This is a genomic window from Mesorhizobium sp. M0663, assembly GCF_040320585.1.
GTDB lineage: Bacteria > Pseudomonadota > Alphaproteobacteria > Rhizobiales > Rhizobiaceae > Mesorhizobium.
In genome coordinates this window covers 1-23667 of record NZ_JAMYPX010000017.1, presented here as the reverse complement: position 1 = coordinate 23667, position 23667 = coordinate 1, and the positions used below count along the sequence as shown (strand labels likewise).

Sequence of the window (23667 nt, the reverse complement as noted above, 5' to 3'; positions counted from 1 at the left end):
TCGTCAATCAGACAGCAAAGCAAGGCAGAACCGGAGAACAGCATGGACATGCAAACAGCCAGTCCAACGCAGACATCGCCACAGGCTCAATCCCCTGACCCTGGAGCGTGGACCCTGGAGAAGGCTCAGGCACTTCACGATGCCCCCTTCAACAATCTCCTCTTCCTCGCGCAAACCGTGCACCGCCAGAATTTCGATCCAAACAAGGTCCAGCTCAGCCGGCTGCTCAGCATCAAGACGGGCGGATGCCCGGAGGATTGCGGCTATTGTAGCCAGTCGGCGCATCACGAGACCGGCCTGAAGGCGTCGAAGCTGATGGAGGTCAGGCGCGTCATCGTCGAGGCGAAGAAAGCGCGTGACGCCGGCGCAACCCGCTATTGCATGGGCGCGGCCTGGCGAAACCCCAAGGCGCGCGACATGGATGCGGTGGTGGCGATGGTCGAAGGCGTCAAGGCGCTGGGCATGGAGACCTGCATGACGCTCGGCATGCTCGATCTTGAGCAAGCCGCTCGACTGAAGCAGGCTGGTCTCGACTTTTACAACCACAACATCGATACGTCGGAACGCTACTATAGCGAGATCATCAGCACGCGGAGCTTTGCGGAGCGGCTCGAGACGCTCGAGCACGTTCGCCAATCCGGCATCAATGTCTGCTGCGGCGGCATTGTCGGCATGGGCGAGGAGCCGGTGGACCGGATCGGCATGCTGGTGACGCTGGCCAACCTGCCGGAACATCCGCAAAGCGTTCCGATCAACATGCTGATCCCGATCCCCGGCACCCCGCTTGCCGACGCCAAGCCCATCGAGCCGATCGAATTCGTGCGCGTGATCGCGCTGGCACGCATCATGATGCCGAAATCGCATATCCGTCTTTCCGCCGGCCGCACGGCCATGACCGACGAGATGCAGGCGCTGTGCTTTTTTTCCGGCGCCAACTCGATCTTCGTCGGCGACACGCTGCTGACGGCGGACAATCCCGGCGAGGACAAGGATACCCTGCTGTTCCGGCGCCTCGGCATCGAGCCGATGGACCTCGAGGCGCAATGAACGGGGCACCGCTTGCCCGCTATGAGGCGACCTTGCAGGGACTGGCGCGCAAGGACCGGCTGCGGACGCTCAAGCCGCGCGCCGGGCTCGACTTCTCGTCGAACGACTATCTCGGGCTTGCCACCTCCAAAAGACTTGGCGAAGCGGTTGCGGCGGCGATTGCGCGTGGCACGCCGGCTGGCGCCACCGGGTCGCGGCTGTTGCGCGGCAATGCGCCGGAACACGAGCAGCTCGAGGCAGACGCGGCGATGTTCTTCGGAGCCGACCGCGCGCTGTTCTTCGGCAGCGGCTACATCGCCAACTTCGCTCTGCTGACGGCGCTGCCGCAGAAGGGCGACCTTTTGATCCTCGACCAGTTCGCCCATGCCAGCATGCATGAGGGGGCACAGGCCGGACGTGCCGAGTTCAAGCTGGCCGCGCACAACGACGTCGATGCTGTCGAGGATGCGATCACGTGTTGGCGCGCCGAAGGCGGCATGGGATGCGTCTGGATCGCGGTGGAAAGCCTTTACAGCATGGATGGCGATTGCGCGCCTTTGGAGAGCCTGGTCGCGCTTGCCGATCGGCACGACGCATTCATCGTCATTGACGAGGCGCATGCCACCGGCGTCTGGGGACCGGACGGCCGGGGGCTGGCCGCCGCTTTCGAGGGCCGCGACAACATCGTCGCGCTCCACACCTGCGGCAAGGCGCTCGGCGCATCTGGTGGGCTCGTGACCGGGCCGAGGACACTGTGCGAGTATCTGATCAACCGTTGCCGGCCATTCATCTACGCCACCGCGCCATCGCCGCTGATGGCGGTCGCGGCGCGCGAAGCGCTCGCAATGCTCGCCGACGAGCCTATGCGGCGTGTTCAGCTGCATGAACGCGTTGCCCTCGCAGGCCGCCAATTGGTCGATCGCTGCGGCGTGATACCAAGTGGCTCTCAGATCCAGCCCTTGGTAATCGGCGATGTCAGGCGCACCATGGCAGTGGCGGCGCGCCTGCAGGCCCGCGGCTTCGACATACGCGGCATTCGTCCGCCGACCGTGCCCGAGGGCACGTCGCGGCTGCGCATCTCACTGACGCTCAATATCGGCGAAGCCGACATTTCCGCCATGCTCGCGGCGCTCGTCGAGGTGTTGGCCCAGACATGACCGGAGGCGACATGACCAAGCGCATCGTCATCACCGGAACAGACACCGGAATTGGCAAGACGGTGTTTTCGGCCGGGCTTGCCGGCCTGCTTGACGGTTTCTACTGGAAGCCGGTGCAATCGGGCCTCGACGGCGAGACCGACAGCGAGGCGGTTGCGCGACTTGCCGGGCTGCCGTCGGGGCGCGTGCTGCCGGAAGCCTACCGCTTGAAGAGCCCGCTTTCGCCGCATCGTTCGGCCGAAATCGACGACGTTTCGATCGAGGCTGCCGATCTTTCGTTTCCGGTCCTGCCGACACCGCTCGTCATCGAAGGCGCCGGCGGGCTGATGGTGCCGCTGAACCGCCGGACAAGGTTCATCGACATATTCGAGCAATGGCAGTTGCCGGTCATTCTGTGCGCCCGCACCGCGCTCGGAACAATCAATCACACCCTGCTGTCGATCGAAGCCCTGCGGGCGCGCGCTATCCCGCTGGCTGGCATCGCCTTCATCGGCGATGAGATGACCGATACGCAACGGACGATCGTGGAATTCGGCGACGTGCCGCAACTCGGCAGGCTGCCGCACCTCGATCCGCTGACGGACAAAACGCTGAGACAAGCGATGATTGCCGGCTTCGACCTCGCTTTGATTGCCGGAGGCGAATGATGACGCAATCCCGTGTGTGGCATCCCTTCACCCAGCACGCGCTCGAGCCGGCGATCCCTGAAATCGTCCTGACGGAAGGCGCCTATGTCCACACGGCCGACGGCTCCCGCATCCTGGACGCCATTTCCTCCTGGTGGGTCGTCACCCATGGCCACCGCCATCCCCGCATTATGAAGGCAATCGAGACGACCGCCTCGAGCCTCGACCAGATCATCTTCGCAGGTTTCACGCACGAGCCTGCCGAATGCTTGGCCAAGGCGCTTGTCGGACTCGCTCCCGCCGGACTCGACTGGGTGTTCTATTCCGACAGTGGCTCGACCTCGGTCGAAGTAGCGCTGAAGATGGCACTCAGTTATTTCCGCAACATCGGCGCCCCACGCTCGCGCATCGTCGTCATGGATCACAGCTATCATGGCGACACGATCGGCACGATGAGCGTCGGTGCGCGTGGCGTGTTCAACGCCGCCTACGAACCCTTGCTGTTCGAGGTCGACACCATCCCCTTTCCGGCAGCGGGGCGCGAGCAGGAGACGCTGGATCGTTTAGAGGCTGTGACCCGCGATCGACGAGCCGCAGCCTTAATCGTCGAGCCGCTGGTGCTGGGCGCCGGCGGCATGCTGATGTATCCGGCTTCAGTTCTGGCCGAATTGAAGAAGATCACTGAGGCCTCCGGCACGCTGCTGATCGCCGACGAAGTGATGACCGGCTGGGGGCGGACCGGAACCATGTTCGCCTGCGAGCAGGCATCGATCTCTCCAGATATCCTGTGCACCTCGAAAGGCCTGACCGGCGGCGCCATCCCGCTGGCCGTAACGCTTGCCACCGATGTCATCTTCCAGGCTCATTATTCCGAGGACCGGAAGAAGACGTTTTTCCATTCGAGCTCCTACACTGCCAACCCGATTGCCTGCGCGGCAGCACTTGCCAATGTCGAGATCTGGCGGGACGAGCCGGTGGCCGAGCGCATTGCGGCCTTGAGCGCAATGCAGGCCACCGGGCTTCGACGCTTTCGCGACAACAGCTTCTTCACCGACTGCCGGGCGACCGGCACGATCGCGGCGCTCGACCTGCGAACCGGTTCCGCAGGTTATCTCGCCGAGATCGGACCGAAACTGCGCGCTTTCTTCCTCGAGCGAGGGCTACTTGTGCGCCCGCTCGGCAATGTCCTCTACTTTCTGCCACCCTATTGCATCACCGGCGACGAGCTCGAGCGACTCTATGACGCCATTGAGGAGGCGGGCGAACGCTTCGGGTCCAGGCCATGAGCAAGTCGTCGCGCATTCTCGGATTTGGCCATCATGCGCCTGGGCGAAAGGTGGCGAATGCCGAAATCGAGAGCAATCTCGGTCTTGATCCAGGCTGGATCGAAAGGCGTACCGGGATACGGTCGCGCTTCTGGGCAACCGACGAAGACACGCTGTCTGGTCTTGCTGCGCAGGCCGGCGACATGGCGCTGGCGAACGCCGGCATTGCGCGCCACGACATCGGTCTGCTGCTGCTTGCCACCTCGACGCCCGACCATCTTCTGCCGCCCAGCGCGCCGCTGGTCGCACACAAGCTTGGCCTTGGCCGCGCAGGCGCGGTGGATCTGACCGGCGCCTGCGCCGGCTTCATCTACGCGCTCATGTTCGCGGACGGATTTACCCGCCTGCACGGCAAAGCGAGCCTTGTTATCGCCGCCAACATCCTCAGCCGCCGCATCAATCCAGCCGAGCGCGCAAGCTCGGTCCTGTTTGCCGATGCCGCCGGCGCCCTGGTGATCGGTCAGTGCGATGATGCTGATCGGGGCATTCTCGGTGCCTCGGTGGATTCGGACGGCTCGCGATACGGGCTGATCCAGATTCCCGCAGGAGGAAGCAACAAGCCGTTCCACGGTGACCTCGATCTCGCGCAAACCCGAATGAGGATGACGGACGGCCGCGAAGTGTTCGCAATGGCCGTGGAGATGATGACCGATTGCTCGACAAGCGCTCTAGCCGCTGCCGGAGTGCGGCCACACGATCTCGGCCGGTTCGTGCCGCATCAGGCCAATACTCGGATTTTCGACGCGGTCGGGAGGAACCTCGGCATCGCGGACCAAGCAATTGTCAAGACGATTGCCGAATACGGCAACTCTTCGGCCGCGACGATCCCGCTGTCGCTCTCGCTCGCCAACCAGACGGAGCCATTCCAGCCTGGAGAGAAAATCCTTCTGTCGGCGGCGGGTGCGGGTCTCAGCGGCGGCGCTCTCGTGGTTGGAATCTAGCCGGCCGGCTCACGCGCGCAGGACTGGTCATGAATGGCGATAGGGCAACAGAACCAATGCCAAAATGGCCTTCTGAAGCTCGACATGACCGAGCTGACGCAGCACGACCCCGTGCGAGCCTCTGGATGAGATCAAATGCATCACCCGTTGCATCATTCGTGCCATCTGAATAAAGCTCAAATACAAAGGGTGAGCCGCCCCATATATGTCTGATACCCGACATTGTTCACATAAAAGGCTCGATGCTTACACGCTCTTTACTCTCTTCTCTTTGCTGTCTGCTCTTTTCTCTTTGCTCTTTGCTCTTCCGTCTTGACTAGCAGGAGCATGCGGCTTATCTCATTGCCGCGTTAGCACTCGCTTCGGCTGAGTGCTAAGCACGCTCCGGCAACGGAGAACCGTTCAACATTCGCACCAAGGAAATCCAAAAATGGCAAAGTCGAATTTCCGGCCGCTGCATGACCGCGTGGTCGTTCGCCGCGTCGAGTCCGAAGCGAAGACCGCCGGCGGGATCATCATCCCCGATACGGCGAAGGAAAAGCCGCAGGAAGGCGAGATCATCGCCGTCGGTTCCGGCGCCCGTGACGAGGTCGGCAAGCTCGTCCCGCTGGACGTCAAGTCCGGTGACCGCATCCTGTTCGGCAAGTGGTCGGGCACCGAAGTCAAGCTCAACGGCGAAGACCTTCTGATCATGAAGGAAGCCGATATCATGGGCGTCATCGGCTGACACGCCGCCTTTCATCCGCACCATCCAATCTGAATTTCGGGCGAAATGCCCAGGAGTAAAAAATGGCTGCCAAAGACGTAAAATTCTCCCGCGACGCTCGTGAGCGCATGCTGCGCGGCGTCAACATCCTCGCCGACGCGGTGAAGGTCACGCTCGGCCCCAAGGGCCGCAACGTCGTCATCGACAAGTCGTTCGGCGCGCCGCGCATTACCAAGGACGGCGTCACCGTCGCCAAGGAAATCGAGCTTGAGGACAAGTTCGAAAACATGGGCGCGCAGATGGTCCGCGAAGTTGCTTCGAAGACCAACGACATCGCCGGCGACGGCACCACCACCGCGACCGTTCTGGCACAGTCGATCGTCCAGGAAGGCCACAAGTCGGTTGCCGCCGGCATGAACCCGATGGACCTCAAGCGCGGCATCGACCTCGCCGTCGCCGACGTCGTCGCGACGCTGATCAAGAACGCCAAGAAGATCAAGACCTCGGAAGAGGTTGCCCAGGTCGGCACCATCGCCGGCAATGGCGACGTGTCGGTCGGCTCGATGATCGCGGAAGCGATGCAGAAGGTCGGCAATGAGGGCGTCATCACCGTCGAGGAAGCAAAGACCGCCGAGACCGAGCTTGAAGTGGTTGAAGGCATGCAATTCGACCGCGGCTATCTCTCGCCCTACTTCGTCACCAACGCCGAGAAGATGGTTGCGGATCTGGAAGACGCCTACATTCTTCTCCATGAGAAGAAGCTCTCCAACCTGCAAGCCATGCTGCCGATCCTCGAGGCCGTCGTGCAGACCTCGAAGCCGCTGGTCATCATCTCGGAAGATGTCGAAGGCGAGGCCCTGGCCACGCTGGTCGTCAACAAGCTGCGTGGAGGCCTGAAGATCGCTGCCGTCAAGGCGCCGGGCTTCGGTGATCGCCGCAAGGCCATGCTGGAAGACATCGCCATCCTCACCGGTGGCCAGGTCATTTCCGAAGACCTCGGCATCAAGCTCGAGAATGTCGGCCTCAACATGCTCGGCCGCGCCAAGAAGGTGTCGATCTCCAAGGAGAACACCACCATCGTTGACGGCGCCGGCAAGAAGGAAGAGATCCAGGGCCGCGTCGCCCAGATCAAGCAGCAGATCGAAGAGACCACCTCAGACTACGACAAGGAGAAGCTGCAGGAACGTCTCGCCAAGCTGGCAGGCGGCGTTGCCGTCATCCGCGTCGGCGGTGCGACCGAGATCGAAGTCAAGGAAAAGAAGGACCGCGTCGATGACGCCCTCAACGCGACCCGTGCGGCCGTCGAAGAAGGCATCGTTCCCGGCGGCGGCGTCGCCCTGCTGCGCGCTTCGCTGGCCATCACCGTCACTGGCGCCAACTCCGACCAGACCGCGGGCATCAGCATCGTGCGTCGCGCGCTGCAGGCTCCGGCCCGTCAGATCGCGGCCAACGCCGGTGCGGAAGCATCGATCGTCGCCGGCAAGATCCTCGAGAACAAGGGCGCGACCTTCGGCTACAACGCCCAGACCGGCGAATATGGCGACATGATCGCCATGGGTATCGTCGATCCGGTCAAGGTTGTGCGCACGGCTCTGCAGGACGCGGCCTCGGTCGCCGGCCTGCTGGTCACCACCGAAGCCATGATCGCGGAGGCTCCGAAGAAGGAGTCGGCTGGCGGCGGCATGCCTGGCGGCATGGGCGGCGGCGGCATGGGCGGCATGGGCGGTATGGATTTCTAATCCAGCCCCTATCAACCTACAGCGGAAAGGGCGGCAGCAATGCCGCCCTTTCCTTGTGTGCCGAACATGATCGACAACTTGGAGTGCGTCCCGAGGATCTCCTTCGAGCCTCACCGCATGGTCGAGAATTAGGATCTTGTCCGATCGAGCAATTCGCGGGCTCAACCTGGTCAAACCGGCGCCCCCTACGAACTGCCCGATCCTTGAGGATTCCGCTGCGCGACAATCACGATGATTCATTCAGTTGGTAGCTATAGGCGGTGAATCATGAGGGGCATTGAGGAGCGTGGCAAGGCGCCCATCTCGGCATTTAACTCCATCGAGCGTGATATCAGGGACAATTCTCTCATCGGAACCGGCGGCTGGCGTTGAAGGACCCGGTGAATCATCCTGTTCTATGGTGGAGCAGACGCGCTCTGAGCCTCAAGATCAAGCGTTTCCTCCTCTGAGTATCCTTGATCTGCCGCTGGAGATTCTCGTTGATATTGCTGAGCGGCTCAGCCCGATGGATCTGCTGAGGAATCCGCACACAAATCAAGAGCTGCGTGTCGCCGCGATGATAGTCGCAACGCCTCAAGAAAGGCGGATTCAGGTTCAGGCCATCTGTGGCAGCCCTTGCAACCGGGCTCCAGCAGCGTCTCGTCGTCGTGGCCGAGGGGCCTCGTGACGCCGACGACTGCGCTTCGGCCTTGCGGGGCCTTGGAGCGGGCGTGGCAGCGCTTGCACCCGAGCTCCAGCGGCGTCTCATCCTCCTCGCCGAAGGGCTAGCCCAGGTCTCAGACCATTGCACTGGAGGGCCTCGGAGCAGGCGTGGGTGGCGGACATAGCACCTGTCCCATACCTATGAATACGTTTGGCTGAAGCAGACCGATGGCTGCGCGTCGAAGCCGAAGCCGTCGAGTTCGCGGACAAACGGGAACTGCGCGATCTTGCTCGACATGAGCGTGTCGAGCTGGTCGCGGATCGCCGTCAACTTCAGCCGATCCAGGATTGCGATCAGCAGGTCATGATCTAGGGTCGTCATCACCAGCTCCCTCCGGCCGCCGCTTCGTACTCGGCGAGTGGCCGCAGCAAGGTGGCCGGGGGTGATCTTGATCCGCTCGGCGCGCACCGGCCCTTCGAAGCCGGCAACGCCGACAAAAGGCTCTGTCGCAAACCTGGAAATGGGGTTGTGAACGGCCATTTCGGCCTGTCCGTCAGGCAGCGAGGATATCGCAACAGCGATCGACAGACTTGTAGGCATACCTCGCCTGTCGCTTGCCCATCATGTGGATCATCTCGATGCCGGAGAGGATAACCACGTCGTTCGCATGCGACTTGAAGCCGAGCATGGATCGGATGCGGCTTGATACGCCGGTGATCCTGTTCGATGCGATTGTTGAGATGCCGGCTATTGTGGAGCGGATCGGCTTCAGCGGTCGCCGCGATCGCTGCCGCAGCCGACTTTCAGCGTCGCAGGAAAGGATTGCTTCGTAATTGGTCTGGCTGCCGTCGATGACGATGCGCTCCGGCCGGCCATGGCGCGTCAGCGCCTTGCGGAGGAAGCGTTGGGCCGCCACCTGGTTACGGTTTTCGCTAAAGAAGAACTCGACCGTATCGCCGAGGATGTCGATAGCGCGGTAGAGATACCGCCGCGGACCTTGATGTACGTCTCGTCCAATGCCACTTGCTGCCGACCACACGCTTGCGCGGGTTGAAGCGCTCCAGCAGCTGCGGCGAGAAGTTGGGCGACCCAGCGATGCACAGTGGAGTGGTCGACCTCCAACGCGTTCGGCCATCATCTCTTCCAGATCGCGCAGGCTCAGAGTGTAGGCCAGGTACCAGCGCACGCACAGCAGGATCACCGACTGGTCGAAATGGCGGCCCTTGAACATCACGTGCTCCTCCACAGCTGAGGCGTTTTTCTTGCCATGCTCGCTTACAAAAAGGTTTGCGACAGAGCCGTTCGAACCGCATGCCGACACCATCGTCAAGGGCGGCCGCGATGTCCACTATGGCCACAAGATCCTATGAGGAGGGTGGATAGCGACCTGCGCTGTGGCAAAGGTGAGGTTGCTAAACCCTAGACACCCTACCTTGGAGGCCGAGCATGCCCGTTGCAGCACACCGACCCGATGCGTTGACCGCCATCCGCACTGATCTTGGCGCAATTTTCGTCTCGTTGGAACTCAGCCGCTCGAAATGGCTGATCACCTCGCTGTCGCCGGGCGCTGGCGAGAAGATGTCGAAACACGCAGTGGCGGCCGGCGACGTGGCCGGCATGCTGGCGCGGTTTGCCGAGCTCAACCGGAAGGCCGAGGCGCGGACCGGGAAATGCTTTCCGATCATCGTCGTCCAAGAGGCTGGGCTCGACGGCTTTTGGATCCACAGGGTGCTGCAGGCCGAAGGAATCGAAAGCCACGTCGTCGATCCGGCCTCGATTGCCACCTCACGCCGGCGGCGTCAGGCAAAGACCGACAAGATCGACGGCGAGGCGCTGGTGCGCGCGCTGCTCGCCTATAAGAGGGGCGAGCCGCGCGTCTGCGCCATGCTGCGGGTGCCCACCCCCGAGGAAGAGGACCGCCGCCGCCTCTCGCGTGAGCGCAAGGCCTTGACGAACGAGCGGACCCGCCATGTCAACCGCATCAAAGGCCTGCTGTTTGCACAGGGTGTCTCCGGCTACGAGCCGTTGCGGCGCGATCGGCGCAGGTGCCTTGAGGCGCTGAAGACCGGCGACGGGCGTCCGCTGCCGGACCATCTGAAGCAGCAGATTGATCCCGAACTCGAACGGCTGGAGCTGCTGATGGAACAGATCAAGGCGGTCGAGGCCGAGCGCGACGCCATGCTTGCGACCGAGCAGAGTGCCTCGCCAGCCCCGGCCATGCTGCTCGACCTGAAGGGCATCGGGCAGGAGTTTGCCGCCGTGCTGTGGACGGAGGGCCTGTCGCGGCACTACGACAACCGACGACAGCTGGCCGCCTACGCCGGCCTGGCGGCGACCCCCTGGCAAAGCGGCTCCGTCTCACACGACCAGGGCGTTTCGAAATCCGGCAATCCAAGGCTGCGAACTACGCTGATCCAACTCGCGTGGCTATGGCTGCGCCATCAATCGCAATCGGCGCTCTCCTTGTGGTTCAAGGAGCGGGTGAAGCAGAACGGCGGGCGCCTCAAGAAGGCGACGATTGTGGCGCTCGCCCGCAAGCTACTCGTGGCGCTGTGGAAATACGTCAACGCCGGCGTCGTCATCGAGGGGGCGGTCATGAAGAGCGCCTGATGCCGATTGCCGCTCACCCATGGAATGTGAACTAAGCACTTCTTCCAGGGCCTGATCAGTCCTGGCGGATCCAGGTGGACGAACCGAAGGTTGGGATGGCCTAAAATGCCCCGCCACAAGAATGGTCCCGTCCTCCTGAGCCCGTACCCGCCGCAAGCGGGATGTTGGTGCCGCTGTTTCGAGCAGCGACCGTATATAAGTTGGATTGGGCTCGGATAACCGGGCCGCGTCATGCCATCGGGCTCAGACCATGGATTCCGCAACACATCGAGAAGGTGAAGAAATGTTGCCCTGACACACCCGTTCCGTCTTTACCTTCCTCATATAAGCTCAACCTGACGACGGGCAGGCAGTCTGTTCTTTCAATTTAGACCAACTATGCGGATGCCGCCTCAGTCAATTCAAGAATGTAACCAATGCCGCGCATGGTCGTGATACGTGGCGTTGCACCTGACCTACTCAGGTGTCCACGTAAGCGATAGATTCCGACTTCAAGCGCGTTGGCAGATACCTCGTCGTTGAACGAATAGAGGTGATCTTCCAACTGCGCACGAGGCACGATGCGGCCTGCACGGATAAGCAGATGCTCTAAAATACATAGTTCGCGGCGTGCGATCTTCAGAGGATGACCCGAGACGGAAACCTGTCGGCCGATCGGATCGAAATTGAGATTGCCAAATACAACGATGGGGTCGGTCACCTGTGTCGACCGGCGCAGAATGGCTCTCATTCTGGCGATGAGCTCATCGAAAGAGACGGGCTTGAGCAGAAAGTCGTCCGCGCCACCGTTGAAAATTGCAATCCGCTTCTCGAGATCGTTGATGCTACTCATAATGAGGGTTGGAACTGAATGCCCGTTGCTCCTTAGCTGTCTCAGCCAGCCCAAGCCATCGCCATCTGGCAGAGCCAACTCCAGCAGGAGAATTTCATAGGTTGCGCAACAAAATGCCCTCGAAGCCTGTTCCAGGTTGCCAACTACATCAACGGCAAAACCGCTATCCCCGAGCGCAACTCGCACAGCGCGCGTAAGATCCACATGATGATCAATGAGCAGCGTTCGCATTTCACGTCCTATCAAGGTCGGACAGGTCACCGTCCGCTGTAAGACCGGGGCGACAGCGGAAGTCGCGCAACTCTTCGTAGTGTTCGTAACGCTCTTTCCGATGGGTGATCGCGGGAGCATGCAAGCCGCACGCCTGCAATAGTCGGGGATGGAACACGTGAAGACCTGTTGACGGGCTGAAACCGTCGGTCGGCGGGCCCACAATGCCACCGACTCTGCCTGCGATTTCTCTGCGCATCGATCCTCCTATGGGTTGCGTCGCAACATCCAGCTGAGGTCGCAAGGGCAGGTTGCGGCTTTGTTCATTGAGAGGACCCCCTGGAGGCAATACCAGGAGGATTCCCTATATGGCACTTCCCGATTTACCACCGGTCATTCCGAACCACGTTCGGCGGCTTTGAAGACACTCATTGAGCGCGGCTAGGTAAATCAAGGGTACGACCTGCCGGGTGTCGATGCCGCTTTTGAAGCAGGCATCGGCACCAGCTCGGTGAGCGTCGCCCGCGCAATTCAGCGGACGCGCTCGATACGCCCAGTCGAATCGTGCCGCAACTTGCCGCGCCGACAGGGCGCCCGAAGACTTCAGACTTGTGACCGAAGGTCTACGCCCAGTCCTCCTCCCATTATCCACCTCCCTCAAATCAAAGTGGACGTTCAATCTGAACAAATTACGCCATCGTATCACAAACGACTTACCGATCCCCGACGTGCTCTAGCCTTAGTGCTTGTTAAGAAGGTCGGCTACTGTCTCTCCGCGTCGTCGGGCATCGGCGGCGAGCCACACCTCCCCCACCTCATACACTTCGCCGTGGGTACTGAACGGCACAATGACGTCAATGGCAGCCGACAGCAGGTCAAGAAGCGTGTGGTCTTCCACAGCAGCTCCTTGCGGGCTGCTCTTGACGAGTGAAAAGAGCTTTTTAAAGCCTTGGACCGGATCCGCCCCATGAATCGTTGATATTGATCCCGCATGGCCGGAGACGACTTCGCTAAGGTAGGCCCAAGCAGCATCATCGCGCATCTCGCCAAGCAATATTCGATCAGGGCGCATGCGCAAGCTGGCTTGCAACAGTTGCTCGGCTGTCACCGCACCTACGCTTGCTCGGTCCTTCGGATAGAGTAACCGGACATGGTTCTCGTGCGGGATTGCAAGTTCGAGCGTGTCCTCGATACTTATCAGCCTCTCTTGCGGGGGTATAGCGTTGATCAAAGTCTTGCTCATTGTCGTTTTGCCGCTTCCAGTAGGTCCGCAAAGCAGCATCGTGAGCCGCCCGCAAACGCATGCTCGCAAAAATTGCTCCAAGTCACCATGGTCGTAGTGCTGAAGAATCGTTTCGTCCTGCCGCTCTTGGCGCTCCTTTCGTGACCGCCATTGATTCCAACGCGAGTATTCGTAGCGAGAAGAAACTTCCTTGAGTTCGGTCACACGACTTGAGGGACGCCGTATCGTCAGGCTTATTGTTCCTGACGGAACAGCGGGCGGCAAACAGATCTGCAGCCGCTCTCCGTTCGGCAGCTCAGTCGCACAGAGGGGGCTTTGCGGTCCGACATCTTGCTTGCGCAGCGCTCCAGCGAGGATCGCGATGTCCTCCAGATCGTCATAAGATAGCGGCAGCGGATGTTTCGTGAAAACGCCGGCCTGTCGGACAAAGGCTTCCCCAGGCCGGTTGATAGCGACCTCTTCGGTCCTTGGCTCCTCAAGCCATTTCAAAACAGGGTTGAGAAGCAAACGCAATTGAGGGTCAGCCTCCGGTCGCATTGTTGTCTCTCCGGCGTTGGCGATGTTGGGGGGCTGGCGCCACGGCGATCGGTCTAAGATCGTATACATCTGAGAAATCGAGGTCCCGAGCCACAAAGATGGATACAGCATCTCCCTGGTTTTTCTTCAGAGTTGGCGGAACGTTGATCGTTGCTCTAAGGGTCGTGTCAACGGCTTGTCCGGCGTTGCTCTGGAAGCTGTTGATGCCGCTTCCTCCACCTGAGCTGCCAGCGTATTGACCGGCGGCCTGAAACGCGCCTTGAATGACGCTCATGAGCATTGCTCCGCCAAAGCGCTGCCAGAAGTGATTATCCACCGTGCCAGGCATTCCGGAGCGGCCGAGCTCGTCAGCGCCCGGCGACGCTAGCGAAACGAGGGCATGGTCAGGCGTTTCGATGCGCGTCCACAGCACGAAGACACGCGCATCCCCCTGTTGGAGACCACGCTGAATCTCGCCAATCACGGTCGTCCCGCGATCCAAAAGCACCACGTTGTTGGTGGCGCCGCGGACGTCTTTAGGTAAGACGCACTTCACATAACCCGGTAAATTTGTGTCGACTGCCGTTTGCAAAATGCAGGGAATTATCGTTCCTTTGGTAATCACGAGATCAGGGTGCGGCAAAAGTGTGGCCCGGCTTGGCTCCTGTATATCTGGCTTCAATCGCCCCGTCAGATCGCCAGCGTCTGAAATCTCATGCGAGGTCGCGGGAGCATCCCTATGGTTGTCTTCGCTCCGCTGACCGTCGTTGGGCATTTGACCGCTGCCACTGTAGGCGAAAATTGGTGTTTCCTCCGGCGGCGGATCAGCTGGCGCCGGAGGCGGCGTGGATGGCGCAGAATCTCCTGCCTGCGCCGCCTGTACGGGTGCTGGAGCTTCGGGAGCAATCTCAATCGGCACGGGGCGGAATGGCTCGGCGTCGGCGACAATTGGAGGTTTTGGCTGAGTTGGCTCGTCTTGTGTGCTGGGACGACCGCCGAGCCAGATGAGCGATAGAGATGAGATGAGAACAAGAGCAGCGACGGCCAACTTCTGCAATCCCGAAACATGCCGGCGGGCCGGCTCCGAGACCATCGATCCTGAGGCATGGACATCATGTCCCGACTGTGGGCCGGTTTCATTCATCGGCCGGGCCTTTCAAAACGCGCCACACGTCGGGTGTCACTGTACCGGTCCCTGGCGCTCGTCCCACAGGGTCATAAGCCCTGTTGAAAATGGACAAGACCGTATTGCCATCTCTCAGACGCCATTCCCGGGCGACTGCGGATACTTCAACATAGTCTCCTTTGACCGTGTAATTGGCAGCGGCTTCCTTGCCGTCGGGATTGATAATGTAGAGGGAGGGTATGCGGGAATTGCTTGCGAAGCCAAATACGGTGGTAAAGCCATTATCGAAAACTTCCAGCGGCGCCAGCGATCGATCGCCCTTTGCGACGTAGTGAAAATTGCTTTCGTCCGGACTGGTAGTTGCGGCGGGCCGATTCAACAAATCCTGAACTCTCTCGTCGCGCAGCACTTTCGCCCGGGCCTGACCAAGAATCGAGCGCCTTTCTGCGTCCTTTCTCTGAGCAGCAGCCTCATCAGCAGGATAGGTGAACTGCACACTGTAGTATAGGTCAGGTTGCTGCTCATCGAGTTTTGGCATCGCTCTCGTTGAAATACTGAAGACGTATCTCCGTGTACCGGACTCACTCTCGGCCAGCACGACGACCGGCTGCGGCGGGAGCATCCGGCTAGCCTTAAAAAAGAGATAGTTGGCGCGCGGGAGCGCAGCCAGGTCTTTGCTATTGGAAACGGCCACGGCTGCGACTGTCTCGTTGGCCGCGAATGTGACAACCAGCGTTGCCCCCACTGCGGTAGACAGGCGCACCACTTCGTCAGGACGGTAAGCCAGGTAGCGCATGCGCGCATCATGCTTGCCGGCAAGTGGTGTGTCTTCCGCTGACGCTTCCATCGTTAAGAAGAGTGAACAGACCAGCGCGAGAAACGCTCTTTTTGTCATGGCTGCACATAGCCCAGGTTCGATACGCTATCTTCCGAGCTTTGATAGGAAGTGACGAGTAGACCTCCCGGATTGGTGAGCCTCGATTGCCCAGGCAGACCCGTCAAGCGCTCGTAGCGGATGGTAGCTGTCCAGGTGGTCACTATCGGCATCTGCCCATCGACAACAAGCGTACGTTTGTAACGGATCTGTTGAACGTCCGGACTGATGTCGTTTGAAGAAATATGCCCGACCTCGAGCTTGCCGCGTTTGCCGACCGTGACTTGCGGCGAGGTGGGATTCGGATAGTTGAAGAAATCTTGATATTGCTGTCGCACAGCCGGCGCGCTGAAACTGGATACGAGGTCATAGGCGTATTGGGCTGTATCTGCTGTGTACCCCTCGCGCAGGCGTACATATTCCCACAGCGAAGCATTTATGACGGCTCGGTCTTGGGTTGCCGGCAGTCGAGAGACTGACACTTCGCTGTCGACGGTCCCATCCGGCCGGACCCAGAGGAACACAGGTACGAGCTTGGCCAACGGGACCATGGCAGCAATGGTAAATGCCTGGGCAACATTTCCTAGGACCGCCGCTGCGGCAAAGGCTATCAGGGCCTTTGACAGGCGCCGCGCAGACTTCGCTCGTGAAGTTTGAAACGCTTCCACCTTCTTATAGTGGGCGGCTAGCGTTTCTCTCTCCACCAGAAGGGCATGTTCAGGAACTTTCACTTTGGCTCTTCCGCGCATTCGACCTGAAGATCCTCAGGGGTGGTTTCCCATTGTCCCACGTTCAGTTGGAATGGGGCACCCGCGCATGTCGCAAGCCCATGGCTCGTCTTGCAGGCGGCCAAAGCGAGGATTGACAGAAGTAGGCAATATTTCATGTTTTTGGCACCGAGCTTGTCGATTGATTAACCACCCGCCGTTTTGGCAAAGTGGCGATTGAGGCTGTTAAGAGGTCGGTTCGCACCTCCCCAAGAGCCGCCGGCGATGCTGCTGGCGATCGTCGGAAGCGCGACGATCAGAGCGTCACCAGCTAGGAAAAGCATGTCGAGCTCGTAAAGCCCGATGATCTTGGCTGCTGTCGTGCCCGAGAATTTGATCATCAAAAGCATGGCTGCCAGCGAGACTGCTTCGGCAGCGATTACTATCGTTGCAACGATGTTGAGGAGGAGAAGCAGCAGCCCGTACGAGAGCAGTTGGCCGATCCATCTGGTGGCTATGTCTCGAGTGTGATCAAAAAGGTAGCCTACAAGGACCAGGGGGCCGATCGTCAAGAGCACCTTCGTCAGAATTCCAACGGCATCGTAGATCTCGAACGCTGTCCACAGCGCGCCGTAGAAAATCCATTGCGCTCCCTCGAAAGCAAGTATGTCCTGGCCGTTCATAGGCCCAATTTCGGAAGCAATCAGCTGAAAGACATACTGGCTTGAAGCAAACATGAGATCGAGCTTCTGGGGGATTCCGATGAAGGGCAAGTCGCTGCCACTGATGTCGTGAGCCAACCTCGGAATCGTGTCGTCGAAGAGCGCTTCAATGTACTGCTGATAGTTGGCCTGCCCTAAGATAAGGGCGACGACAATCGACACCATGATTACGCGCGAGATACCCCCGCGCGCATCGACTTGACCACGCATGACCAGACAGCCTTGGATTATTATCCAGAGCGTGACACACGCAACCAGAGGCGCACTGACCGCCGCTTGGACGTTTTCAAGCACTTTGTGCAGCCCGGACGTGAAGGCCCCATGAAAGATCGTGTGTATAGTCGTGAATGGCGCGGGAATTTTGAAATTCATGGCGTGAGCCTGATGTGTCCCTGATCAGCGCAGCTGAGCCTGATGAACTCTGTGTGGTTTACGGGAGGATGCTAAACATATTAGCGGTGTCCTGATGTTCGCGACGCTGCGTGGCGGCCTCCTCCACGGCGTGAAGGCTCCCTTGTGCAGTGGCCATTGTCAGCAGACTCGTGGCCTGGACATTTTGGATCATCGCATCGTGAATCTGCTTGAGGACCAGACCGTTGGTCACGGTGGCCTGCATAATATTTCCCGAGCGGGAAAGCTGACCAAGCGTGCCGGCGTTATCCTTAAGGCGCTTGTCCATCATGCCCAAAGTGTCGGCTGCAATAGCTGCGGCATTGGCGGCCCCGGCGATTTGTCCCTGTAACAGTTTCGCTTCTGAATCGGTGCCGTTGACTATCCGATTTGGGTCCTTCGCAATGTTACGGGCCATAATCGAAGCTGGCGCCCGAGCATCAAACATCTGCTCCTCCAGCTTATTGCTCGACGGGTAGTGATTTCCTTGGTTAAGTGAGCTTAGCAGTCCCGTGACAGCGAATGACGACGTTAGAATTGTCACCATTTCAATCGTGGTAGCGAGCGTCTCGATTGACCTCTCAAGGATCGCCGCATTGGAAAGCGCTGTTAAGGTCGCTTGTGTTTCTGTTACAGGGTCGCTGACGATAAATTGCGAACGGGCCTGTCCGTGAAGCAGAAGGGAAGCAGCAAGGGTCGTTACTGCAAGTTTGGCAAATTTCATGAATATTCCTCCGTCAGTCTTGAACTTCGTGGTACCGGGCCATGAACTTGTCGAGCCACCCACTTGGGGCGTCTCCGTGCTGGTTACGAAGCTGGTCGGCAAAGCGCACTGTGTTGGCCCGCCCCGAGAGTACGGCTACGTACTCGCGCATCTGCCCAAGATCGAATTCGCAAACAATACTCCCGCTATCGCGCTTGAGCAAAAACTTGCGGCTGCCGATTGCCATTCCCTGGCGGATTGCCTCGAACTCCTGCGCAGTGCACTTCAAGCCATCGACATACGCAGAGCGGTCCGCCGTCGGTGATGGGTAGAAAATTTTCGTCATACATTGCGCAACGAGACTAGCTCCGAGAGGCGATTCCAGAACGTGTTCAGGCTGCTGCGTTGCGAGTATCAACATGCCGTTGTTTTTGCGGACCGTGAGCAAGAACTTGTCGATAACGGCCGAGAATTGGGGGTTGAGTAGATAGAATCGAAATTCGTCGCAGCTCATGACGAACCGACGACCATCGACGATAGCGCCCACTCGATGCAGAAGGTATGCGGCGGCCGGTGCACAGACCTCCTCATATTCCAGGAGCTGCGTCATGTCGAAGCCCGTAATGGAGGCATCCAGCCTTACTTCGTCCACGTCGCCGTCAAAGGCCCATCCAAGCGCCCCCCCTCTACACCACCGCTGCAGCCGTGCTCCTGCGCCCTCGGAGGGGCTGTGCAATAGGAACTCGCGCAGGCCCGCAAGTGAGCGCATAGGGGGTTCGAACGAAAGCTGACGAACAATGCCGCGTTCCAGCCGACGGCTTTCCTCCGGCGAGATCGGACCACGGCCGTCACTCTCGATCAGGGCCATCAACCACTCGCGCAGAAAGTCCCGGGAGGCGGAGGTGTTGTCCAGTCCACGCAGAGGGGCCAAGCCGCTCGGAGCGCCTCTGCGCAACGCAAGATATGTCCCTCCCGTGGCTCGCACCAGCAGTTCACCACCCCGATCCTTGTCGAAGAAGACGATCGCACCATTGCGATCGACCAGGCTTTGCTCAAGCATCGCGAGGACAAAGGTCATCAGCGTCGTCTTGCCTTTGCCAACGGGCCCGAATATTGCCGTCATGCCGACGTCATTCTCATGGGGGATGTAGTCGAAAGAAGTTCCACCGTTTGTGCGAAAGCGCGCAACAGCATTGCCCCAGTGGCCGGAACTGGAACCGCTTGGGAAGTTCTCAAATGAGACGAGCCCGGCAAAATTGTGTGAGGTGATCGCCCCCGGGCGCGTGCGCCACCTGTTGTTCCCCGGAAGTTGGGACCAATATGCGGCCTCCATGCCGATGCCCTCTTGGACGATAACGGCGCCCGCGTCGGCCAGCCGTGCGCGGGCACTTGCTGCGCGATCTGCAAGGCTATTGAGGCTGTCGGCATAGACGCACAGGCTCAGATGATGCGAACCCATCACGAATTCGTTGCTTGCCAGTGCGTCCTCTGCCTCGGCAAGTTCATTGATCTGGGTGAGAGCCTTGTCGCCGGCACTCGTCATCTGGCTGGACTTAAGGCTTAGTTTGGCATGAGCTTGTGGGCGAGTGAGGAAGGAAAAGCTCTGGCTCAGGACAAGCGGGAAGTTGGCGGACAGCAAGGAATTTAGCATGCCCGGCCGCGTCGTCGCCGGATATTCACGGAACGAAAACAATGATCCGACGGAGCTATCCCCGGGCCTTCGAATCTCAAGCGCCCGCTTCCCGCAGATGACCTGGTCAGTGTAGATCGAGGCGCCAAGTGAGCCGGTAACCATCGGAACCGGAAGAAACCGGCAAGTCATCATGAGCCGAAGCGCCTCGCCGATTTCCGTGAAGAGCACGTTGCCTTTCTCACGAATGCCCAACCGGCGCAGACCGTAACCGCCGAGTGCGCCAGCAGTGATGTGCCAGAGGTCTTCCAGGCTCCGCATTTGGGTGGCTAGATCGTGCTCATTCCGTCTGCGGGACTTGGCAATCCGCAAGCCGATCTTGCCGATTGCGGTGCGGGGGGACACGATCAAAGTGAGGAAGTGATCGTTGCGAAAGAGCTTTCCCGACAGCACACGACGCTCGTAGGCCTCGCTCAGACTGCCAGCGAATGCACTTTGAAACTGGCGCGGCGCCGGCGCCGGCACATCGTTGTGTCTCACAAGATGAGCGTATATCGAGACATTGTCATCGGCGATGTTGCGCAAGAGAGTGTTGAACGCGCGGCAGCGCGAGTTGCGCATCTCAGCGTCTTCCAAATCAAAGGGCACACCGTTCACATGTGCAATGGCCATGATCGATCCGTCTTCCAGAAGGACAACCTGATCGCTTACGTGACCAACATACGGAAGGTAGATCTCGCCAGACCTCTCGGTCCGGCCGCTGGCGCCGAACATTACACCATTCCTCTTCCGCGTTTCGGCACTCTGATCGGATTGGCGCTGACGCTTGCGCCTCCCCAGACCGGCCCGTCCACGCTTCTGCCGGCCGTCTGCAAATAGAGCAGCACGACGCTTGCCGCGTTATAGTCACGCTCAACAACCAGCCGTGCTCCGAACCAGAGTGGCACGAGAACGATTTCGTAGAGCGGGTTCTGAAGGATAATGATAACAAGCCCAGCCAACATCATGAGCAATCCGGCCAGCGTCAGCGGCACCCCCAGAAACAGTGCGGGGCGCGTCGCCGCCACATAGAGGGTGCTCACTTCCAACCGGTCGCTCATCAGCCGCCGCCTATGAGCGCCTTGCCCAGGAAGCTGGCCCCGAACATGATGACGATCCCTCCAACGACACCCGCAACCAGGCCAAGTGAAGCACGACCGAACATCCAAGAGATACCGATGGCTACGAGCCCGAGCACGGCCAGTGATTGTCCAAAGGGGCCAAGTATGAACGTGCAGATATTCTGGACCATCTTGGCAGGATCCGTCCCTCCGGTCACCTGAGCCGCGGCTGGCCCGCTGTAGAAGACCGTCCACGCCGCGCCTGCAGCAGCGGCCGGTACATATTCAGCCGCCATGCGCAGCATGGAAAAAGGCGAAGGAACACGCGTTTTAAGCGCACGAAGTATCTTGAGTGGCGTCATCATTGCATCTCCATGTTTCAATCGAATACGAGTTTGTTCGGGTTCCCGGGTTCCCGTGCTTTCGCAGCCTGGCTGCCTGTCGGACCGGAGGGATCGGCCCCGGAGCGGTCTGGCTGATACGAGCCCCAAATGTCCCAAGAATCTTGGTTGGGCTGCTTCTTTCTATTGGCCTGTTGGCTCTGCTGGAGCAGAGGCGGCACGGCTTTCCGACCGGGTGCCTCAAGGTGCGGCACATCTCGAGCAGTCGGCTCCAGCGTTCGCTCAAGGAGACTTGAGATGTCCTTTGCGGCCGACTCGACCTTGCGTACATAACCGTTGGCGAAGCCACGCGTGACGTCGCCCGTGTTATAGGCCGAGATGGCACGGCGAAGCGCCAGTTGCTGTGCCACAGCAGTGGTGCCGCCGGCATACCGGCTTTCAAGCAAGTGGGCGGCAGCCGAAAGCGAGGCGCAGGGCTCGAAAGCCCTTTCCGGCGTAAGATTGAGCATGGCAAAGTTCTTGCTGTTTATCTGCATCAATCCAACATCGACAGAATGTTGTGCTTCGAGGCGTTCCTTGATGCCCCGCGTGGCTTCCAGGTGGTCTATCCAGCGAAGCTGCTCACCTGTGGTGTTGTCATGAGCCACCAGCGTGTCAAAGCCACTTTCAATCTTGGCAATCGCGGCGAGGGTGGACGGCGCAACCCAGGGAGCGCATTTGCGCGACAGGCTGCGGAACTCACGCGGAGAAAGTGGCGCGGGCTCGGCTGGGAGTGACATGGATGTCAACAGGACGACGGCGAGCGGCCAAGCTGCAATAAACATTCCCTATCACCTACCTTTCCAAGCCGCCGGACGGGTTCTGGCCCTGTCCGGCACGCGCTTATCGGGGAGGTTTGTTACTGTGTGATGTTCAAGTTCAGCTTTTCGGTTTCAATTGAAGCAAAGACCGTGTTCGTATCAGCGTGGGTGAGCATCTTGCGCATGCGTGGGTGGCGCGGGCCCGATCAGCCAGCGACATCCGGAGCATCTTGGTACAATGACTCCTGTACAGGATTTTGCTCGTCCCGGCCGTCCGTTGCTCCTGGAGTGTGGGCCACGACTTTGGCGTCATGGATGGTACTTCTGTCAGCGCCAAGCCAAGGACAAAATGGGGAGCTTGGCGGGCTTGTTCAGGCTCGGGATCACCGTGGGGAATCGACTAAGGCGATAAAGCGGCCCAACTTTGCCGGTATGCTGCCGGTCCTTAAAGAGCAGCCATGCGCGGCCCTGCACACTCAGATCATTGCTTGAGACGCGAGCTCGTCCGCGAAGCTGGCTCGAAGGCGCAAATCCGCGGCGGCGAGGGTCAACTGGGAAGACTGGCGGCGCAGCCCATCCTGGTGCGAGCCTGACGGAGTCCGACGGCGCAATGGACAAGCATAGTGACACGCTCAAGATGGAGGAGTTGCAGTAACTGAGAAATGTTAGCCCGGACGTTCACCGCAACCGGCGACCTGCCGGTCGCCGAACAGCATTTGAGGCCGCCGGCCACCTTGGACGAAGCCGGCTTGGCAGGAGACACACTATTTTGCACAAGGCCGCTGCAGCGAATCACGGTCTTCTTCCGCCGACCGCCTCTCCGATCAAGCCAAACGCCGCGCTGCTCAACCATGTCCGAGCTGGATCCACGAGCCGGAGGATATCGAGATGATCCAGATCCGCAAACTCCAGGATGACCAGGATGCAAGGGCATAGCAGGAAACTTGGCATCCATGAGGTCGAACTTGAGTGATATTGGCAGGCCTGCACCAACGGGGGAGCTCGAAGCGAAAAAGCGAAGGACCACACGGCAGGGTCATGTCGGCGCTTGGACCTGTCTGGTGGCCACGGGCTGCCTTGGTGCGGTCAATTCGCTGGGGATGAAAAGAACAGGACGAGCACGGCCTCACATTGGCCGCACGCAATGGCGAGTGGTATCAAGGAGCAGCTGTTCTGGGTCGGTGCCCCAGGGTTGCTCGGCAACAGGTTTAGAAAAGGGGATTCAAGATTGAAGGTGTGCCGTTGAAACATGTTCTTGTCATTGACGATGATGCCGCAATGCGGCGCCTCATCGCCGAGTATCTCACGATGCATGCCCTGAAGGTAACCGCAGTCCACGATAGCAAGCAGTTTGACTATGTTCTTTCACGTGAGCCAGTCGATCTCGTGGTTGTTGACCTTAACCTAGGCCGGGAGGATGGACTTGCGATCGTCCGCAATCTGGCGACAAAATCGGATGTTCCTATCATAGTGATCAGCGGCGACCGGCTTGATGAGGCGGAAAAAGTGGTTGCACTGGAGCTCGGCGCAACCGATTTCATTCCCAAGCCTTTCGGGATGCGCGAATTCCTGGCCCGCATTCGAGTAGCGCTACGCCAGCGCATTTCTAGTCCGCGAACCAGAGAGCAGCGCTCATTTCGCTTTGGGGCCTGGAAGCTCAGCGTGAAGCAGCGGCGACTGATCTGTGCGGAGCGTGGCGA

21 protein-coding genes and 2 pseudogenes are annotated in these 23667 nt (G+C 59.8%); 9 read left to right on the top strand and 14 right to left on the bottom strand.

Features of this window, described 5'->3' with window-relative positions; translation table 11 throughout:
- The first annotated feature begins 48 nt into the window (after nt 1-48).
- The 7 genes from bioB (at nt 49) to groL (ending at nt 7520) form a co-directional block, all read left to right on the top strand.
- Nucleotides 49-1047, top strand: coding sequence for a biotin synthase BioB (gene bioB / locus NKI54_RS24270; protein ID WP_352692601.1), 999 nt, complete (start codon nt 49-51; stop codon nt 1045-1047).
- A complete protein-coding gene (locus NKI54_RS24265; protein ID WP_352692540.1) occupies nt 1044-2183 on the top strand; it encodes an 8-amino-7-oxononanoate synthase in 1140 nt (379 codons plus the stop codon). The genes bioB and NKI54_RS24265 overlap by 4 nt, the downstream gene beginning before the upstream one ends.
- Before the next feature lie 11 nt (nt 2184-2194).
- Nucleotides 2195-2830 (top strand): dethiobiotin synthase, encoded by a 636-nt coding sequence (gene bioD / locus NKI54_RS24260; protein WP_023679599.1) that lies wholly within the window; start codon nt 2195-2197, stop codon nt 2828-2830.
- Nucleotides 2830-4095, top strand: a complete 1266-nt coding sequence (locus NKI54_RS24255; protein ID WP_352692539.1) for an adenosylmethionine--8-amino-7-oxononanoate transaminase — start codon at nt 2830-2832, stop codon at nt 4093-4095. Before bioD ends, NKI54_RS24255 begins: the two co-directional genes overlap by 1 nt.
- The gene (bioZ, locus tag NKI54_RS24250) at nt 4092-5075 is read left to right on the top strand and encodes a 3-oxopimeloyl-[acyl-carrier-protein] synthase BioZ (protein ID WP_352594790.1); all 984 of its coding nucleotides are present in this window, start codon (nt 4092-4094) and stop codon (nt 5073-5075) included. The genes NKI54_RS24255 and bioZ overlap by 4 nt, the downstream gene beginning before the upstream one ends.
- 430 nt (nt 5076-5505) lie before the next feature.
- Nucleotides 5506-5802, top strand: a complete 297-nt coding sequence (gene groES, locus NKI54_RS24245) for a co-chaperone GroES (RefSeq protein ID WP_352692538.1) — start codon at nt 5506-5508, stop codon at nt 5800-5802.
- A gap of 62 nt (nt 5803-5864) precedes the next feature.
- A complete protein-coding gene (gene groL, locus NKI54_RS24240) occupies nt 5865-7520 on the top strand; it encodes a chaperonin GroEL (RefSeq protein ID WP_352692537.1) in 1656 nt (551 codons plus the stop codon).
- Between the two features lie 865 nt (nt 7521-8385).
- On the opposite strand, the pseudogene NKI54_RS24235 reads toward groL, so the two are convergent.
- Both NKI54_RS24235 and NKI54_RS24230 read right to left on the bottom strand, forming a co-directional pair.
- A pseudogene (locus tag NKI54_RS24235) lies at nt 8386-8544 on the bottom strand (ATP-binding protein); the annotation flags it as partial.
- Nucleotides 8545-8716: 172 nt separating this feature from the next.
- A complete protein-coding gene (locus NKI54_RS24230) occupies nt 8717-9394 on the bottom strand; it encodes a DDE-type integrase/transposase/recombinase (RefSeq protein WP_352692536.1) in 678 nt (225 codons plus the stop codon).
- 215 nt (nt 9395-9609) lie between these two features.
- Here NKI54_RS24230 and NKI54_RS24225 point away from each other — a divergent pair, with 215 nt between their 5' ends.
- On the top strand, nt 9610-10773 hold the full coding sequence (locus tag NKI54_RS24225) for an IS110 family RNA-guided transposase (protein WP_352692535.1): 1164 nt from the start codon (nt 9610-9612) through the stop codon (nt 10771-10773).
- Between the two features lie 376 nt (nt 10774-11149).
- Here NKI54_RS24225 and NKI54_RS24220 read toward each other — a convergent pair whose 3' ends face one another.
- The 12 genes from NKI54_RS24220 to NKI54_RS24165 all read right to left on the bottom strand — a co-directional run bounded on the left by NKI54_RS24220 (nt 11150) and on the right by NKI54_RS24165 (nt 21991).
- Nucleotides 11150-11836: a response regulator gene (locus tag NKI54_RS24220; protein WP_023679590.1), complete on the bottom strand. Its 687-nt coding sequence runs from the start codon at nt 11834-11836 to the stop codon at nt 11150-11152.
- A gap of 718 nt (nt 11837-12554) precedes the next feature.
- Nucleotides 12555-13595, bottom strand: coding sequence for a P-type DNA transfer ATPase VirB11 (gene virB11 / locus NKI54_RS24215; RefSeq protein ID WP_352692534.1), 1041 nt, complete (start codon nt 13593-13595; stop codon nt 12555-12557).
- On the bottom strand, nt 13579-14718 hold the full coding sequence (virB10, locus tag NKI54_RS24210) for a type IV secretion system protein VirB10 (RefSeq protein WP_352692533.1): 1140 nt from the start codon (nt 14716-14718) through the stop codon (nt 13579-13581). The genes virB11 and virB10 overlap by 17 nt, the downstream gene beginning before the upstream one ends.
- On the bottom strand, nt 14711-15595 hold the full coding sequence (locus tag NKI54_RS24205) for a TrbG/VirB9 family P-type conjugative transfer protein (protein ID WP_023673701.1): 885 nt from the start codon (nt 15593-15595) through the stop codon (nt 14711-14713). The genes virB10 and NKI54_RS24205 overlap by 8 nt, the downstream gene beginning before the upstream one ends.
- A complete protein-coding gene (locus tag NKI54_RS24200; RefSeq protein ID WP_023679587.1) occupies nt 15592-16305 on the bottom strand; it encodes a type IV secretion system protein VirB8 in 714 nt (237 codons plus the stop codon). The genes NKI54_RS24205 and NKI54_RS24200 overlap by 4 nt, the downstream gene beginning before the upstream one ends.
- Complete coding sequence (locus tag NKI54_RS24195; RefSeq protein WP_081731114.1) at nt 16302-16460, bottom strand: type IV secretion system lipoprotein VirB7; 159 nt, start codon at nt 16458-16460, stop codon at nt 16302-16304. Before NKI54_RS24195 ends, NKI54_RS24200 begins: the two co-directional genes overlap by 4 nt.
- Before the next feature lie 27 nt (nt 16461-16487).
- A complete protein-coding gene (locus NKI54_RS24190) occupies nt 16488-17375 on the bottom strand; it encodes a type IV secretion system protein (protein WP_023762840.1) in 888 nt (295 codons plus the stop codon).
- A gap of 58 nt (nt 17376-17433) precedes the next feature.
- Entirely contained in the window at nt 17434-18117 is a 684-nt protein-coding gene (locus NKI54_RS24185) for a TrbJ/VirB5 family protein (RefSeq protein ID WP_023673704.1), read from the bottom strand.
- A gap of 13 nt (nt 18118-18130) precedes the next feature.
- The gene (gene virB4, locus NKI54_RS24180) at nt 18131-20500 is read right to left on the bottom strand and encodes a type IV secretion/conjugal transfer ATPase VirB4 (RefSeq protein WP_352692532.1); all 2370 of its coding nucleotides are present in this window, start codon (nt 20498-20500) and stop codon (nt 18131-18133) included.
- A complete protein-coding gene (locus tag NKI54_RS24175) occupies nt 20500-20826 on the bottom strand; it encodes a type IV secretion system protein VirB3 (RefSeq protein WP_023673706.1) in 327 nt (108 codons plus the stop codon). Before NKI54_RS24175 ends, virB4 begins: the two co-directional genes overlap by 1 nt.
- The gene (virB2, locus tag NKI54_RS24170) at nt 20826-21131 is read right to left on the bottom strand and encodes a pilin major subunit VirB2 (protein WP_023673707.1); all 306 of its coding nucleotides are present in this window, start codon (nt 21129-21131) and stop codon (nt 20826-20828) included. Before virB2 ends, NKI54_RS24175 begins: the two co-directional genes overlap by 1 nt.
- 74 nt (nt 21132-21205) lie before the next feature.
- The gene (locus tag NKI54_RS24165; RefSeq protein ID WP_352692531.1) at nt 21206-21991 is read right to left on the bottom strand and encodes a type IV secretion system lytic transglycosylase VirB1; all 786 of its coding nucleotides are present in this window, start codon (nt 21989-21991) and stop codon (nt 21206-21208) included.
- Between the two features lie 1218 nt (nt 21992-23209).
- On the opposite strand from NKI54_RS24165, the pseudogene virG reads away from it, so the two are divergent.
- Nucleotides 23210-23667: pseudogene (gene virG / locus NKI54_RS24160) on the top strand (two-component system response regulator VirG); the annotation flags it as partial.